The sequence below is a fragment of the Psychromonas sp. SR45-3 genome (genome assembly GCF_014163575.1).
Lineage (GTDB): Bacteria > Pseudomonadota > Gammaproteobacteria > Enterobacterales > Psychromonadaceae > Psychromonas > Psychromonas arctica.
Map to the genome: position 1 here is coordinate 1 of NZ_JACJDP010000043.1, position 15290 is coordinate 15290.

16 protein-coding genes are annotated in these 15290 nt (G+C 37.8%); 7 read left to right on the plus strand and 9 right to left on the minus strand.

The window, feature by feature from the left end:
* Positions 1 to 632: 632 nt before the first annotated feature.
* A complete protein-coding gene (locus H5084_RS16650; RefSeq protein WP_028869064.1) occupies positions 633 to 2228 on the minus strand; it encodes an ABC-F family ATPase in 1596 nt (531 codons plus the stop codon).
* Between the two features lie 197 nt (positions 2229 to 2425).
* Here H5084_RS16650 and H5084_RS16655 point away from each other — a divergent pair, with 197 nt between their 5' ends.
* From H5084_RS16655 to H5084_RS16675, 5 genes are all read left to right on the plus strand, one after another.
* Positions 2426 to 3712, plus strand: a complete 1287-nt coding sequence (locus H5084_RS16655; RefSeq protein WP_028869063.1) for a DEAD/DEAH box helicase — start codon at positions 2426 to 2428, stop codon at positions 3710 to 3712.
* Positions 3713 to 4151: 439 nt separating this feature from the next.
* Positions 4152 to 4346 (plus strand): hypothetical protein, encoded by a 195-nt coding sequence (locus H5084_RS16660; RefSeq protein ID WP_182691654.1) that lies wholly within the window; start codon positions 4152 to 4154, stop codon positions 4344 to 4346.
* 487 nt (positions 4347 to 4833) lie between these two features.
* The gene (locus H5084_RS16665) at positions 4834 to 5514 is read left to right on the plus strand and encodes a hypothetical protein (RefSeq protein ID WP_028869061.1); all 681 of its coding nucleotides are present in this window, start codon (positions 4834 to 4836) and stop codon (positions 5512 to 5514) included.
* A 545-nt stretch (positions 5515 to 6059) separates the two neighbouring features.
* A complete protein-coding gene (locus H5084_RS16670; protein ID WP_182691656.1) occupies positions 6060 to 6626 on the plus strand; it encodes a DNA-3-methyladenine glycosylase I in 567 nt (188 codons plus the stop codon).
* 215 nt (positions 6627 to 6841) lie between these two features.
* Complete coding sequence (locus H5084_RS16675) at positions 6842 to 7621, plus strand: siderophore-interacting protein (protein WP_182691659.1); 780 nt, start codon at positions 6842 to 6844, stop codon at positions 7619 to 7621.
* Positions 7622 to 7673: 52 nt separating this feature from the next.
* Here the strand turns inward: H5084_RS16675 and H5084_RS16680 are convergent, their stop codons facing one another.
* Both H5084_RS16680 and H5084_RS16685 read right to left on the minus strand, forming a co-directional pair.
* Complete coding sequence (locus tag H5084_RS16680; protein ID WP_182691661.1) at positions 7674 to 7946, minus strand: SelT/SelW/SelH family protein; 273 nt, start codon at positions 7944 to 7946, stop codon at positions 7674 to 7676.
* A 12-nt stretch (positions 7947 to 7958) separates the two neighbouring features.
* Positions 7959 to 8345 carry a SirB2 family protein gene (locus H5084_RS16685; protein ID WP_028869057.1) on the minus strand — a complete coding sequence of 129 codons (387 nt, stop codon included), beginning with the start codon at positions 8343 to 8345 and terminating at the stop codon, positions 7959 to 7961.
* A 166-nt stretch (positions 8346 to 8511) separates the two neighbouring features.
* On the opposite strand from H5084_RS16685, the gene H5084_RS16690 reads away from it, so the two are divergent.
* Together H5084_RS16690 and H5084_RS16695 are read left to right on the plus strand one after the other, a co-directional pair.
* Complete coding sequence (locus tag H5084_RS16690) at positions 8512 to 8988, plus strand: NYN domain-containing protein (protein ID WP_182691663.1); 477 nt, start codon at positions 8512 to 8514, stop codon at positions 8986 to 8988.
* 234 nt (positions 8989 to 9222) lie between these two features.
* Positions 9223 to 9570: a NirD/YgiW/YdeI family stress tolerance protein gene (locus H5084_RS16695; RefSeq protein WP_182691664.1), complete on the plus strand. Its 348-nt coding sequence runs from the start codon at positions 9223 to 9225 to the stop codon at positions 9568 to 9570.
* Positions 9571 to 9857: 287 nt separating this feature from the next.
* On the opposite strand, the gene hemB is transcribed toward H5084_RS16695, so the two are convergent.
* From hemB to ubiB, 6 genes are all read right to left on the minus strand, one after another.
* Complete coding sequence (hemB, locus tag H5084_RS16700; protein ID WP_182691666.1) at positions 9858 to 10877, minus strand: porphobilinogen synthase; 1020 nt, start codon at positions 10875 to 10877, stop codon at positions 9858 to 9860.
* 83 nt (positions 10878 to 10960) lie between these two features.
* Positions 10961 to 11743 carry a TatD family hydrolase gene (locus H5084_RS16705; RefSeq protein ID WP_028869053.1) on the minus strand — a complete coding sequence of 261 codons (783 nt, stop codon included), beginning with the start codon at positions 11741 to 11743 and terminating at the stop codon, positions 10961 to 10963.
* Positions 11744 to 11748: 5 nt separating this feature from the next.
* Positions 11749 to 12543, minus strand: coding sequence for a twin-arginine translocase subunit TatC (tatC, locus tag H5084_RS16710; RefSeq protein ID WP_037071745.1), 795 nt, complete (start codon positions 12541 to 12543; stop codon positions 11749 to 11751).
* A 3-nt stretch (positions 12544 to 12546) separates the two neighbouring features.
* A complete protein-coding gene (tatB, locus tag H5084_RS16715) occupies positions 12547 to 13071 on the minus strand; it encodes a Sec-independent protein translocase protein TatB (RefSeq protein ID WP_182691668.1) in 525 nt (174 codons plus the stop codon).
* A 214-nt stretch (positions 13072 to 13285) separates the two neighbouring features.
* A complete protein-coding gene (tatA, locus tag H5084_RS16720; protein ID WP_182691670.1) occupies positions 13286 to 13510 on the minus strand; it encodes a twin-arginine translocase TatA/TatE family subunit in 225 nt (74 codons plus the stop codon).
* 107 nt (positions 13511 to 13617) lie between these two features.
* Positions 13618 to 15258 carry a ubiquinone biosynthesis regulatory protein kinase UbiB gene (gene ubiB / locus H5084_RS16725; protein WP_220485993.1) on the minus strand — a complete coding sequence of 547 codons (1641 nt, stop codon included), beginning with the start codon at positions 15256 to 15258 and terminating at the stop codon, positions 13618 to 13620.
* Positions 15259 to 15290: the final 32 nt, after the last annotated feature.

Consider the following 15290-nt stretch of genomic DNA (forward strand, 5'->3'; position numbering starts at 1 on the left):
TTTTGACCTAACCTTCTTTTAACTTCGCGCCTTCGTGGTTAATTGGCTTTTGATTTTTAAAACGATATAAATTACGAAGCGCACGACTGTAAAAGATAAAAAGTTTAAAGTGTGTTTTGACCTAACCTGCTTTTACTTCGTGCCTTCGTGGTTAATTAGCTTTTGATTTTAAAAAACGGGATTAACCACGAAGCGCTGCGCTTCACGAAGAGCACGAAGATAAAAGAGGGGGAAATTTAAAGCACGTTTTGACCTAACCTGCTTTTACTTAGTGTCTTCGTGGTTAATTGGCTTTCGATTTTTAAAACGATATTAACCACGAAGCGCATGAGGGCAAAAGATAAAAAGTTTAAAGTGTGTTTTGACCTAACCTTCTTTTAACTTCGTGCCTTCGTGGTTATTTAGCTTTTGATTTTTAAAATGGGATTAACCACGAAGCGCACGAAGGTAAAAAGGGGGAAATATAAAGTATTTTTTGAGCTGACCTTATTTGTTCTTTGTCCTTTGTGGTTACAGGAGCAGTAAAAAAAGGCATAAAAAAATCCGATGCTTTGTGGGCATCGGATTTAAAATGGTTAGTCTTCGGCACTAAACAGCTGAAAAATTAAAGCAAGTAAGTGATCACTAACTGCTTATGCTTGAACACCTTGGCTTTTTAGGTATTCTTCATAAGTGCCGTGGAAATCAATAACTTCGTCTTGTTTAATTTCAATAATACGAGTTGCTAGTGAAGATACAAACTCACGGTCATGACTTACAAACAATAAAGTACCTTCGTAGTTTTCTAAGGCTAAGTTTAATGATTCAATAGATTCCATATCCAAGTGATTGGTTGGTTCATCCATTAATAGAATATTTGGTTTGTTCATCATCAACTTACCAAATAACATACGTCCTTGCTCACCACCTGAAATGATTTTTACAGATTTAGTAATGTCGTTTGCACCAAATAATAAACGCCCTAAAGTGCCACGAACAGCTTGCTCGTCATCACCTTCTTGCATCCATTGACCCATCCAGTCCATTAGATTTTGATCTTTTTCAAAATCAGATGAATGATCCTGTGCGTAATAACCTAACTGTGCATTTTCAGACCATTTGTATTCACCAGAAGATAATTCAACTTCGCCCATTAAAGTGCGTAGTAAAGTTGTTTTACCGACACCATTTTGACCAATGATAGCAACACGTTCGCCTACTTCAATCATCAGGCTTAAGTCTTTGAATAAGGTATTCTCATCGAAGCTTTTTGTCATCGATATTGTTTCTAATGCATTACGGAACAGTTTTTTCTCTTGTTTGAATACGATGTAAGGATTGACACGGCTAGATGCTTTAACTTCTGCGAGTTCAATCTTATCCATTTGTTTGGCACGAGATGTTGCTTGCTTAGCTTTTGATGCGTTTGCAGAGAAACGACTTACAAAGTCTTGTAATTCAGATAGTTGTGCTTTTTTCTTCGCATTTTCAGATAACAAACGTTCACGAGTTTGTGTTGCCGCCGTCATGTACTCGTCGTAGTTACCAGGGAAAAGACGCAGTTCGCCATAATCGATATCTGCCATGTGCGAACAGACTGAATTTAAGAAATGACGGTCATGCGAGATGATTACCATAGTACATTGACGTGCTTTTAATTCAGTTTCTAACCAACGAATAGTATCGATGTCCAAGTTATTGGTTGGCTCATCGAGTAACATGATGTCTGGATTTGAGAAAAGCACTTGTGCTAGTAATACACGTAGTTTCCAACCTGGTGCAATGTCTGACATTGGACCGTAATGTTGCTCAAGTGGAATACCAACACTTAGTAATATTTCCCCAGCACGTGAATCGGCAGTGTAACCGTCCATTTCAGCGAATTGATTTTCCAAATCGCCTACATGCATCCCTTCAGCTTCAGTCATTTCCGGCAAAGAGTAAATACGATTACGCTCGTTCATGACTTCCCACATCTCTTTGTGGCCCATCAATACCGTATCCAGTACAGTGTGTTCTTCAAAAGCAAACTGGTCTTGGTGTAGTTTAGCAATACGTTCGTTAGGATCTCTGGTCACATTACCTGCGCTAGGCTCAAGGTCACCGGTTAATATTTTCATGAAAGTTGATTTACCACAACCATTTGCACCGATTAAACCGTAACGGTTTCCAGTACCAAATTTTACAGAAATGTTTTCAAAAAGTGGTTTTGCACCAAATTGCATGGTGATGTTATTTGTACTTAACACGGCTTATTCCTAAATTGTTGAAGTCTTGCTTTTATGGGCATTTTTAAGGGGGGTATTATACATATTATGCGAGGTTAATCACGTTAGAATTGTATGAATTTTATGCATTGCCGTTGAAACTAACTGATAGCGTGAAAAGGTTCCTTAAGGTAAGCTACGCGTCTTAAGGCATATGCCGTATTTTAATGAGATTTTTTATGAGTTTTGATTCCCTAGGTTTACCCGCATCGTTAGTAGAAGCAGTGAAAAATGCTGGCTATGAAACACCATCACCAATTCAAGAACAGGCTATTCCTGCCGTATTAGCAGGTAAAGATGTAATGGCTGCTGCGCAAACTGGTACAGGGAAAACGGCTGGGTTTACATTGCCATTATTAGCAATGCTAGAAAAAGGTGAACGCGCGAAACCGAATCAAGTTCGTGCTTTAATATTAACACCAACACGTGAGCTAGCGGCTCAAGTGCAAGCAAGCGTACAAAAATATGGCCAAAACATGCCATTACGCAGCATGGTGGTATACGGCGGTGTAAAAATTAACCCGCAAATGCAAATGTTACGTGGCGGTATAGATATTTTAGTGGCAACGCCGGGTCGTTTATTAGACCTTTATCAACAAAATGCAGTACGCTTTCAACAGTTAGAAGTGTTAATTTTAGATGAAGCTGACCGTATGTTAGATATGGGCTTTATTCACGATATTAAAAAGATCCTTAAAGCGTTACCCGCTAAGCGTCAAAACTTATTATTCTCAGCGACTTTTTCTGATGAAATTCGTTCATTAGCAAAAGGCTTAGTTAATAACCCTGTTGAGATTTCAGTAAGCCCGCGTAATACAACGGTTGAGAAAATCGAACAGGCTTTATATGAAGTAGATAAAACTAAAAAGACGGCGTTATTGAGCCAGTTAATTCTTGATAATAAATGGCGCCAAGTTTTAGTGTTTGTAAAAACTAAACATGGAGCAAACCGATTGGTTAAAAACTTGGATGCTCGTGGTATTCGAAGTGCGGCTATCCATGGAAATAAAAGCCAAGGCGCACGTACTAAAGCATTAGCACAATTTAAAGATAGTCAAATTCAAGTGTTAGTGGCGACAGATATTGCCGCTCGTGGTATCGATATCGACCAACTACCTAATGTTGTCAACTTCGACTTACCTAATGTAAGTGAAGATTATGTGCATCGTATCGGTCGTACGGGACGAGCTGGTAATGAAGGTTTAGCGGTCTCGTTAGTGTGCCAAGAAGAATTCAAATTATTAAAAGATATTGAACGTCTTATTAAAAAAGTTATTCCACGCAAAATATTTGCAGGTTTTGAACCAGGTGAACCATTACAGCCTTCTGTATTAGGTACACACGAGAAGAAAATTAAGAAGCCAAAAGCGCCAAAAGTTCCACATAAAGATGGCGTTCGTTCAGGTGCAAGAACGGGCAGTGCTAAGAAACAAAACGGCCCAAGAAATAATTTTGTAGGTGGTTAGAAGATTGGATTTTTAGTTACGCAAAAATTTAGCGTAATTTAAGCCCTTATTATTTGTTCAGTAGATGATTACTGGAATGATAATAGGGGCTTTTTTGTATCTGCTGTTTGAGTTTTGTAGTTTTCGCTCGTTCCCATTATCCCTGTGGGAATGCATATTATTGGCTTGTTTAGCTCGTCTACGCTCGTTGGATCATTTTGACTTTTGTAGGCAGTATTTTCGCCCTGTCGGCGACCAAACTTTCTTTTATCAGAAAAGAAAGTAGGCAAAGAAACTGACACTGAGTCACTTTCTAATCCAATCTATTAACACATTTTAAACGTACCGTTTCGGACGTGCATCCATGCACTAGCCTCAACTAACCCAAACATCCTGTTTGGTTTTACTAAAATGAGTTAATAGCTTGGGAAAGTTCAACAGTGGTGTTGTCGTAGCCACATTGAGTTTCGTAGTTTATTCACTTATTGATATTGTTGATTTCAATGAATGGTTGTCCAACACTTTCACACACGAGAAGAAAATTAAGAAGCCAAAAGCGCCAAAAATTCCACATAAAGATGGCGTTCGTTCAGGTGCAAGAACGGGCAGTGCTAAGAAACAAAACGGCCCAAGAAATAATTTTGTAGGCGGTTAGAAGATTAGATTTTTAGTTACGCAAAAATTTAGCGTAATTTAAGCTCTTATTATTTTTTCAGTAGAGAATTACTGGAGTGATAATAGGGGCTTTTTTGTATCTGCTATTTGAGTTTTGTAGTTTTCGCTCGTTCCCATTATCCCTGTGGGAATGCATATTATTGGCTTGTTTAGCTCGTCTGCGCTCGTCGGATCATTTTGACTTTTGTAGGCAGTATTTTCGCCCTGTCGGCGACTCTACTTTCTCTGTGCCAGCAGAGAAAGTAAGCAAAGAGACTGGCACCGAATCCCTTTCTAATTCAAGCAATGTAGAACTTTCTCAACGCACCAGCTCATACGACACGTCCGTATGCCGGATGAACTTACAGCAAACGTCCTGTTTGCTGTTGCTGAAAGTTATTTATCGCTTGGGAAAGTTCAACGATAGGGTTATCGTAGCCGTGCATTGAGCTGAGCATCGAATTTTTAGAAAATTAAAGGTGAATCGTATGAGTTTTCATACCGATATGAAATTGGCATCAATATCAATCGAAATACATGCTTTAAAGGATGGTTTTGAATTGATTAAATCAACATTAGATAAGTTAAAGGCTAGTGAAAAAGATAAGTTAGAAAAAGCACTTAGAAGCAGTCAAATTTTAGATGAAGATGAACTTATAGATCTACATCAAGAGCTTTATCAAAAAGTGGATATATTTTATCCTCGCTTATTTTGGGGGCCTTATTTAATCACTATATTTTCAGTTTTTGAAAGTTGTACGCAAGAACTAACAGAATATATTCGAGAACATAAATGCTGTAAGTTGAAACTTGATGACTTAAATGGAAGCTTACTTGAAAAATTAAAACTATATTACTCATCAGTTTTAGATAATAACTACTTTATTGATAATCCTTCTTGGAAGACTCTTACTGATTTATGTAAAGTTAGGAATTGCTTTGCTCACAGTAATGGTCGATTTAGTATATTAAAACCAAATAAGCATGAAAAACCTATTTTAAAGTTAGTCAGTCAAAAAATTGGTATTAAAGAGTTCTCTGGTGTTGTTGTTATTGATTCAGATTTCGTTAGTAGATGTTTAGAGTCTGTATCTAACGTTATTGAAGACCTTAAAATATTATATATAAATCTGCACGATGATAAAATTGAGTGCAGTAGATCAACTTAAGTAAAATATGTAAGCTCGCTTCGTGCTCGAACGTGGCATATGAGGGGGCGCTGTTTTTTATTTTTTGCTACAGAAGAAATAGATTAAAAACAAAAGTATGGGGCATCCAATAGTTGAAGTTTGCTATATCAATTAGTTACGATAAAGCTTAGGTCAATGTGGCTACATCCATTCCCACCGTTGAGCTTTCCCAAACAATAGATTCATTTTAGTAAAACCAAACAGGATGTTTGGGTTAGTTGAGGCTAGTGCATGGATGCACGTCCGAAACGGTACGTTTAAAATGAAGGAATTGATTGGGATTAAAAAGCGAGTTGGTGCCAGTTCTCTTTGCTTACTTTCTCTACTGGTTTAGAGAAAGTAAAGTCGCCGACAGGGCGAAACCACTGCAATTAATAATTAAATGATCCGACGAGCGAAGACGAGTTTAAAACTAATAATAACCTTCCAAGTAAAAATCAAACCAACTCAAAGCTAGCCAAATCTTTACCTTTTCATTACTGTATATAAACAAACCCAACAGACTCAAAAGGTCATCATTGCCAATGAACGAAACAAAAAAATGCCATTGGGCTTTAAAAACCAAACTTGAAGAAGCCTACCATGATGCCGAATGGGGCGTTCCAATTTATGACGATACAAAACTATTTGAAGCACTTTCTTTAGAACTGTGTCAGTCGGGATTAAGCTGGCATACCATCTTAAACAAACGTGAAGGCTACCGCGCTGCCTTTAATCAGTTTGATCTTAAAAGCGTGGCTGCGTTTGATGATGCAAAAATTGAAGAGTTACTTTTAGATGCAGGTATTGTTCGACACCGAGCTAAAATATCGGCGATTATTAATAATGCGCAGTGCATTTTGAATGTGCAACAAGAGTATGGCAGTTTTTCTGACTATATCTGGCAATTTACTGACAACAAAACCATCGTTGGTAATTGGAAATCAAAAGAAGAAGTGCCTGCATCAACGGAGTTATCTGTCCAGATAAGTAAAGACATGAAGAAAAAAGGTTTCAAGTTTTTAGGGCCAACAACCACTTACGCCTTTATGCAATCTGTTGGTTTAATTAATGATCATATAACAGACTGTTTTCGTTTTGATGCTCACTAATACATTTAAAAACCTCTGTGTTCGACAGAACTAAATTATTACCGCCAATCACCAAAATGATCCGGTGGTTGCAGGCGAGCCAAGCTAAAAACTATTTATTTTCAATCAAAAAATAAGGATACATTTCGTTGCCAAACTTTTCTTTATAATGATAATCTAAGTTTAAATCTAAATGAAAACTATTATCGAGTGTTGAAATGGTATCAAGTAAACAAATGTCAAAACCACAGTCTAAGCCTAAACCTAAAAAATCAATTGTTATTAAAACAGAAAAAATATCAGCCAATATGCAACGTGTGACACTTCATGCTGATGAGTTTGCTGATTTCCCTGAACACTGTGAAGGAAGTTATATAAAACTTCTTTTTAGTGCCGAGGGAAGCACGGATCTAAGCGCGCTTGCAGAAGACGAGCGACCTGTTATGCGTACTTATACCATTGCTGAGTTTTCTCGAAACGAATGTACTATTGATGTAGATTTTGTTCGCCATGAAACGTCCGACTCTTGCTGTGGTTTTGCTGCGCGTTGGGCGATGAATGCGGTGGTTGGCGATAATATTTATGTTGGCGGCCCTGGTCTTATTCTCGATATTAATAGCGATGCCGATTGGTTCTTTGCTGTGGCAGACATGACTGCGTTACCTGCGCTATCTGCAAAAATTCGCAATTTACCTAAAGACGCCAAAGGGTATGCTGTAATCAAAGTGATTGAACGTGATGATATTCGATCAATTGATGCGCCTGAAAATATTCAAGTTATGTGGCTGTTAGAGAATGAATCACTTATTGAACAAGTGAAGGTGTTACCTTGGTTGCCGGGCAAGGTGTCGGTTTGGGTTGCTTGTGAATTTGATGATATGCGTGCATTACGTGGTTATTTCCGTAATGAAAAAGAAGTTGAGAAAGACAATATCTATATCAGCAGTTATTGGAAATCAGGTGTAACTGAAGATGGGCATAAAGTGATTAAAAGAGAAGATGCCGAGGCGAACTAACTTTTATTAACCACTTTATTAGGTAGTAATAACGCGAAAGGTGTTATTACTGCTACTTTCTATCGATACAGCCTAAATTTCTATCGGGCGCGACAATATCCCTCACCAATTTTTTAAGTTCGGCTATTTCAGGAAATCCGCCCATTTCTTTGCGCGACCAGATAAGCTGATCGTTTACCGTGATTTCAAAAATACCGCCCGTTCCCGGTAGTAATGAGAGTTCATCAACTTCATCTTCAAAAGTACTTAATACCTCTTGAGCCATCCAGCTAGCGCGCAATAACCAACGACACTTTGAACAATATTTAATTTCTATTTTATTCATATGAGTATCCCCTTAGCCTAATAAAATGGTTTGCTTCAATATTGCTATTTTTACTGCAATTAATACCCATCCTATGGCGAAAATGGTACTTAATATTTGTGTTGGTAAAGTCGAAGCGCGATAAAGGGCAATGTAAGCCAAAATAATATAGGCGATAAGGCAGAATACTTTTTCAGTTAACCAGTTATCGAGTAGTGGCGACTGATGAATGATAAAGCAAAGCATAATAGCTGAGATTAATAAGAAGGTATCAACAATCCTTGCTAACATTTTAGCCCATTTTTGTTGATGAATTGGTTTATTGATAAACATTAAAGCAGCACGAATAATAAAAAATAGCACACTAAAAGCCACTAGCGTTATATGCAGGTGTTTAATTGGTAGGTAAAAATTTTCCATGAAAATTATCCAAAATAAGAGGGTAATGTACTTTACGCGTTTTATTCAAGAATGTTAATTTCAATTAATGGTATCGTCTTTTTACTTAATCACACAATAAGCTTGCTGAAACGATTGAAAAGCTTCATATTCTATCCATTAGCTTATCGAATCTAGGTCATTTTCAATGAAAAAAATTGCAGTTTTTGCTGACGTTCAAAACATTTATTACACCACTCGCCAAGCTTATGGCAAACAATTTAATTACCGTAAATTATGGCAGCAAATTTCACAGCAAGGCGAGATTGTATGTGCATTTGCTTATGCCATTGACCGTGGAGATAACCAACAACAAAAGTTTCAAGAGGTGTTAAAGCATATTGGTTTTCAAGTTAAGCTTAAACCTTATATTCAACGCAGTGATGGCACAGCCAAAGGCGATTGGGATGTGGGTATTACTATTGATGTGATGGAAGTTGCAGCTTCCGTTGATACGGTCATTTTATTAACGGGTGATGGTGATTTTGCTATTTTGTTAGAGAAAGTAAAGGATGTCTATCAAGTCACAACAGAAGCCTACGGCGTACCGAAGTTAACCGCTAAAGCATTAATAGATGCCTGTAGCGTATTTAATCCTATTGGAAATGAATATTTATTGAACTGAGCGAAACTCGAGCAAACCCAACTGACCATTACAAACTTCATCTAACTTCGTCTTTAAATTTAACTTGAACGATCATTAATTTCATTAGTCAGAAATAATGAGCGCTTTAATCAACCGTTAACTTTATCTTTAAACACTTGCTTTAAGTAGTATTTTTTTAGTTAATAAAGTCAATGGGATTAAAGGCTACATTCACTTTTTATACGAATCTAGATTTTAAAAAAGAGGGTATTTATGTTTAAAGGTTTAATCGTTGTTGTATTCACAAGTTTATTTTCTCTTAGCACTTTTGCTGCATTCGTTGGGCCAGGAGCAACATCAATACAGACTGTTACTGTAAAGGAAGCCATTGAGTTAGCGGATGATAGCAAAGTAGCCTTACAAGGCTCGCTAGTCAAACAAACCTCTGCTGAGCATTATTTATTCAAAGATCAAAGCGGTGAGGTGATGGTTGAAATAGATCCCGAAGATTTTCCTCATGTGACAGTAACACCTGAGGATAAAGTTCGTATTACAGGTGAAGTGGATAGTGATTGGTCTGAAACTAAGATTGATGTCGAATATTTAGAGCTTCTTAAGTAATAGCTTAACTCCGCTAACTAGCCGAACAATCTTACTGGTTAAAAGGAACTATTTTCGCGTTAAAAGTTCTGTAAATGGAACAACCATTTACGGTAACTTTTACCTTAAACTAGCTCCTTTTTCCTGCGTAATATTTGATCATTAAATTAACGGAATTGGCATAACGTTTTATAAGCTACAAAAATGCCGCTTTATTAATGCGGCATTTTTATATGTGTCGATAAACGCTTAAGCAATTAACTCACTAGGCAGCAAAGTAAGTAAGCAAACAACGGTAGCTTAAGTTGTTATAACTGCTTAATTTGATCTTCTTTCAACCACTGAGCTACCTGCTTTGCAAAGTAGGTTAAAATTCCGTTTGCCCCTGCGCGCTTAAAGCATAATAAAGATTCTAAAACACATTCTCTTTCTTTTAACCAACCGTTATCAATAGCGGCCTTATGCATCGCATATTCACCACTTACTTGATAAGCAAATGTTGGTACTTTTAATTCAGTTTTAACGCGGCGTACAATATCTAAATAAGGCATACCTGGTTTAACCATCACCATATCTGCACCTTCTTGAATATCTAAGGCAACTTCATGGATCGCCTCATCACTGTTTGCAGGGTCCATTTGGTAAGTAAATTTGTTAGCACCTTTTAAGTTACCAGCACTGCCGACTGCATCTCGAAAAGGGCCGTAATAAGTAGAGGCATATTTGGCGCTGTAGGCCATGATTTGAGTGTTAATAAAACCTGCATTTTCAAGGGCTTCACGGATTGCACCGATTCGGCCATCCATCATATCTGATGGTGCAACAATGTCAGCACCGGCTTGGGCGTGTGAAAGGGCTTGTTTTACTAAAATTTCAGTCGTGATGTCATTTAATACATAACCTTCACTATCGATGATGCCATCTTGTCCATGTGTGGTGAAAGGGTCTAAAGCAACGTCGGTGATCACTCCTAGCTCTGGGCAAGCATCTTTAATGCGTCTTACTGCACGTTGCGCTAGTCCATTTTCGTTATAGGCTTCTTCCGCCATTTCTGTCTTAATTTCACTCGGAGTGACCGGGAAAAGTGCGACAGCAGGAATGCCTAATGCGGCTAATTCTTTGACTTCAATTTCTAATAAATCGATCGATAAGCGCTCGATACCTGGCATTGAAGGAATTGTTTCTCGGCGATTGGTGCCTTCAACAACAAACATAGGGTAAATCAAATCGTCTACAGTGAGGCGGTTTTCTTGTACTAAACGACGTGAAAAATCGTGTTTACGTAATCTACGTAAACGACGAGCAGGAAAGCTTTGAGAAACGGTCATAATAATTCCTGTAGCCTTTTAAAGCTGTCTATTTTAGGGACTGAATAATGAGTAAAAATAGAGGCTTAATAAAAAGCGAAAAGTTAAGTTAAGTTAAAAAAAGAGCGGGTTGTTTGTTCTGTGTTATCGATAAAGTATTGTAACTCTTGCTGACGAGCATTCGCAATGACCTTGGCAATATAGGGTAAGTACTTTGGCTCGTTTCGACTAGATTTCGGCTTAGGGCGCATTGAACGAGGCAATAAATAGGGGCTATCTGTTTCAATCATTAACCGATTATCTGGTATCAGTTTTACTAGTTCAAGTAAGTGTTGTCCTCTGCGTTCATCGCATATCCAGCCGGTTATACCAATATGTAAATCAAGTGCTAAACAACGTTCTAGCTCTTCTTGATTACCGGTAAAGCAATGCAATACCGCATTCGGTAATTGCTTGATATAAGGCTTTAATAGCTCCACAAAACGCTGGTTTGCGTCTCGTTCATGCATGAACACAGGTAATTGACATTCAACGGCAAGCTCTAGCTGTTGTAGAAATGCTTTCTCTTGCTCTGCAGGTGTTGAAAAGTTGCGGTTAAAGTCTAATCCACACTCTCCAATAGCTTTCACCTGTGGCTGCGCAGCTAGCTTTTTCAGCTGAACTAAGCTGTGTTCAGTAAAGTGGCTAGCATCGTGTGGATGAATGCCTGCAGTACTATAGATAAAGTCAGGGTAGGTCTTTGCTAAGCTAAGTGCTTGCTCACTTTCTGTGATATTAGTGCCGGTTACAATAAGCTGTTTTACACCTACTTGTTTGGCGTTGTTAATCACCGACTCTAGATCTTTGTCAAAGCGCTTATTGGTTAAATTAATACCGATATCAATCATAACGGTTAATCACTCTGTTTTGATTGTTTGTGAATTGTATTTTCTACCTCTTCATCGTCTTCTGGTTTTTTTACATAAAAACGAGCAAACAATAATCCCAATTCAAATAAAATCAACATAGGTACGGCTAAGAGTGTTTGTGAAATTACATCGGGCGGAGTTAATAACATGCCAAAGACAAACGCGGCGACCACAATGTAAGGACGTTTTGCTCTCAATGCTTCGGGTGTTGTTGCGCCTGTCCAACATAAAACTAAAGTGGCAACGGGTATTTCAAAGGCTAAGCCAAAGGCAAAAAAGAGTTTTAATACAAAGTCTAAGTAACTACTTATATCGGTGGCAATTGTTACGCCTTCAGGAGCGGTGCTAGTAAAGAAGGAGAAGGCCAAGGGAAATACCACATAATACGCAAACACCATGCCTAGATAAAATAAAAGCGCACTACTGATCACTAAGGGGGCAATAAGTCGGCGCTCATGCTTATATAAGCCGGGGGCAATAAAAGCCCATACTTGGTGCAAAATAGCGGGTATTGCGACAAAAATAGATAATACGATAGTTAGTTTAATCGGTGTAAAAAAGGGCGTGGCAACCCCTGTTGCAATCATGCTTGAGCCAATAGGTAATTGGCTAGTCAGTGGAATAGCAATATAGTGATAAATATCGTTAGCAAAATAAACCATGCTAAAAAATATCACCAATACCACGATCACCACTTTCAGAATGCGATCTCTTAACTCTAAAAGGTGAGTAATTAATGGCAAGCTATGTTGCGTTTGATCTGACGATTGCTCGCTCATTAGTTATTTATCCTGCTGAGAAACGTGGCTTGAAGATGAGTGGACTGATTGCTCTGCTTCAGTTGCTGGCGATCTAGTCGCTGAACTTTTATCAAATCTATTATCTGAAGGAGAGTGTTGTGATTGTAGACTCTGTTCCGTGGTTTTATCTTGTGCTTGCTCTATAGCCGGATTTTTAGAGTCGAAGCTTTCTTTTTTAGTTGGGGGTTGTGCATTGATTAAGTCATCTACATTATTTTTGTAGGGATGGGTTAATTCGCTGACACTATTTTTCATTTCATCAATGGAAGCTTTTAAATCAGGATCTAGTTTATCCAGCCCTTGTTTGCTGGCTTTGATCATGTTTTCATTCATTTCATGTAATTCAAGCTCTTGTGAAATCTCATTTTTCACTGAATTAGCCATACTTTTGGCCGTATTGACCCATTTCATTACCGTACGAATGGCAATAGGTAAGCGTTGTGGGCCTAATACTACTAATCCAATTATAGAGATCAACATGATCTCCCAAAAGCCAATATCAAACATTAATTAAAGTACCTTTTACTGAGCAATTTAGCGGCTGTAATACTCTTACAGACTGACTTGCATGACTGAGTCATTTTGATTAATCACCGAACGCATTGCCAGTTAGCAAACATATTATCTATCGTTAAACACATCATCTATCACACAAAACAGGAACAATGATTAGATGATAAGTCCATTAAACAGCGACAGAGAAGCATCGGAGATTAATCTTTTAGTCACTTTTTTCTGTTTCAGCTTTCTTCTGCTCAGATTTTAAATTTGCATCCGGTTTTTTTTCTAACTCAGTCGGTGTTGAGTCTTCGTCCTTAATCGCTTTTTTAAATCCTTTGATTGCACCACCAAGATCACCACCGATACCGCGTAATTTTTTTGTGCCAAATAAAACAATAACAATCACAGCAATAATAATTAACTGCCAAATTCCGATACCGCCCATAATCTATTTCCTATATGTAATGATGTTGTTAAAAATAAAGTGATTAAAAAATTGGTTGAAAATAATACAAATTATTCAATAGCCTTTCTTATCGACTATCGAACATATTAAAGCTTGTTGCTAAAACGCCACGCAATTACCCATGATATTACTGCGGGTAAGGCAAAATACAAGTTAAACCTACCCTCTGATTGTAAATAGAAAAGTGCAGTGATGATACTCAACGTGATCGCCAGTGATGTTATCACTTGGTTTTTGTTATTTTTTTGTTGCTGATCATTAAAGCGTTGCATTAATAGTTGCTGCTGTTGTTGGATCTGTTTGCTTTGCGCTAAATTGTGATAAACCAACTCTGGAATATCAGGCAATTTTTCTAACCAGAACGGCGCTTTTAATTTAATTTTATTGAGCAGTGTTTTAGGACTTACCTGTTCACGCATCCAGTTTTCTAAGAAAGGTTTTGCAGTATCCCATAAATCCAGTTGTGGATATAACTGACGACCTAATCCTTCGATATAAAGTAAAGTTTTTTGCAATAACACGAGTTGTGGCTGTACTTGCATGTTGAAGCGTCGAGCTGTATTAAACAGATTGATTAGTACTTGAGCAAATGAAATCTCTGATAGTGGTTTTTCAAAAATAGGTTCGCAGACGGCGCGAATGGCAAATTCAAACTCTTCTACAGGTGTGTCAGCAGGTACCCAACCAGAATCAATATGCAGTTGTGCAACTTGTCTGTAATCACGATTAAAGAAAGCTAAAAAATTCTCTGCTAAATAGCGTTTATCTTCATTGGTTAATGTCCCAACAATGCCGCAATCTATGCCTATCCACAAAGGATCTTCTGGATGTTCGTAGGAAACAAACACATTACCTGGGTGCATATCCGCATGAAAAAAACTGTCTCTAAATACTTGGGTAAAGAAAGCTTCAACACCGCGCTCCGCTAGTAATTTAAGATCGGTGTTTTGTGCTTTTAATGCCTCAATATCTGAAACGGGAATACCATAGATTCGTTCCATTACTAATGCATCTTTAGTGCAGTAGTCGGAATATATTTCAGGAACGTATAATACTTTAGAATTTAGAAAGTTCCGTCTCAATTGAATGGCATTGGCACCTTCGCGCATTAAATCCAATTCATCAATAATCGTTTTTTCGTATTCTTTGATCACTTCAACAGGGCGCAGGCGTCTTGCATCCTTAACAAAACGCTGCACTAAGGCTGCTAACCATTTCATTAATTGAATGTCAGCGGCAATAGTTTTTTTAATGCCTGGTCGCGTCACTTTAATGACTACTTCTCTGCCATCTTCTTTTAAAATAGCCGTATGGACTTGGGCAATAGAGGCTGAAGCTAATGCGACTTTATCAAAGTCATCAAAAATCTCATCGATTGGACGCTGAAAGGATTTTTCTATTTGTTGTATGGCTAAGTCACCACAAAAAGCAGGGACATTGTCTTGTAAGTGCGCCAGTTGATCTGCATAAATTGGGGCTAACAAATCACGACGAGTTGATAGCATTTGTCCTAATTTTATATAGATAGGCCCTAGAGATTGTAAGCTTAAACGCAAGCGTTCAGGTAAATCCATGTCTTGATGTTGGTTTCGTAACCAAAATAAACACAAACGTAATAACCAATAACTCTTAGGTATTTGCGCTTTTGGAACTAATTCAATTAAACCGTACTCAATAAAGGTCTTATTAATTTGGTACAAACGCGATAATTCTTTTATTTTAATCATCTATCTTCCAGCTAACTTGTTAGCATATGGTT

What these genes read in the sequence shown, in the direction of transcription:
- H5084_RS16655 (WP_028869063.1), top strand. Translation starts at nt 2,426, where the DNA reads ATGAGTTTTGATTCCCTAGGTTTACCCGCATCGTTAGTAGAAGCAGTG.
- H5084_RS16665 (WP_028869061.1), top strand. Translation starts at nt 4,834, where the DNA reads ATGAGTTTTCATACCGATATGAAATTGGCATCAATATCAATCGAAATA.
- H5084_RS16670 (WP_182691656.1), top strand. Translation starts at nt 6,060, where the DNA reads ATGAACGAAACAAAAAAATGCCATTGGGCTTTAAAAACCAAACTTGAA.
- H5084_RS16675 (WP_182691659.1), top strand. Translation starts at nt 6,842, where the DNA reads ATGTCAAAACCACAGTCTAAGCCTAAACCTAAAAAATCAATTGTTATT.
- H5084_RS16680 (WP_182691661.1), bottom strand. Translation starts at nt 7,946, where the DNA reads ATGAATAAAATAGAAATTAAATATTGTTCAAAGTGTCGTTGGTTATTG.
- H5084_RS16685 (WP_028869057.1), bottom strand. Translation starts at nt 8,345, where the DNA reads ATGGAAAATTTTTACCTACCAATTAAACACCTGCATATAACGCTAGTG.
- H5084_RS16690 (WP_182691663.1), top strand. Translation starts at nt 8,512, where the DNA reads ATGAAAAAAATTGCAGTTTTTGCTGACGTTCAAAACATTTATTACACC.
- H5084_RS16695 (WP_182691664.1), top strand. Translation starts at nt 9,223, where the DNA reads ATGTTTAAAGGTTTAATCGTTGTTGTATTCACAAGTTTATTTTCTCTT.
- hemB (WP_182691666.1), bottom strand. Translation starts at nt 10,877, where the DNA reads ATGACCGTTTCTCAAAGCTTTCCTGCTCGTCGTTTACGTAGATTACGT.
- H5084_RS16705 (WP_028869053.1), bottom strand. Translation starts at nt 11,743, where the DNA reads ATGATTGATATCGGTATTAATTTAACCAATAAGCGCTTTGACAAAGAT.
- tatC (WP_037071745.1), bottom strand. Translation starts at nt 12,543, where the DNA reads ATGAGCGAGCAATCGTCAGATCAAACGCAACATAGCTTGCCATTAATT.
- tatB (WP_182691668.1), bottom strand. Translation starts at nt 13,071, where the DNA reads ATGTTTGATATTGGCTTTTGGGAGATCATGTTGATCTCTATAATTGGA.
- tatA (WP_182691670.1), bottom strand. Translation starts at nt 13,510, where the DNA reads ATGGGCGGTATCGGAATTTGGCAGTTAATTATTATTGCTGTGATTGTT.
- ubiB (WP_220485993.1), bottom strand. Translation starts at nt 15,258, where the DNA reads ATGATTAAAATAAAAGAATTATCGCGTTTGTACCAAATTAATAAGACC.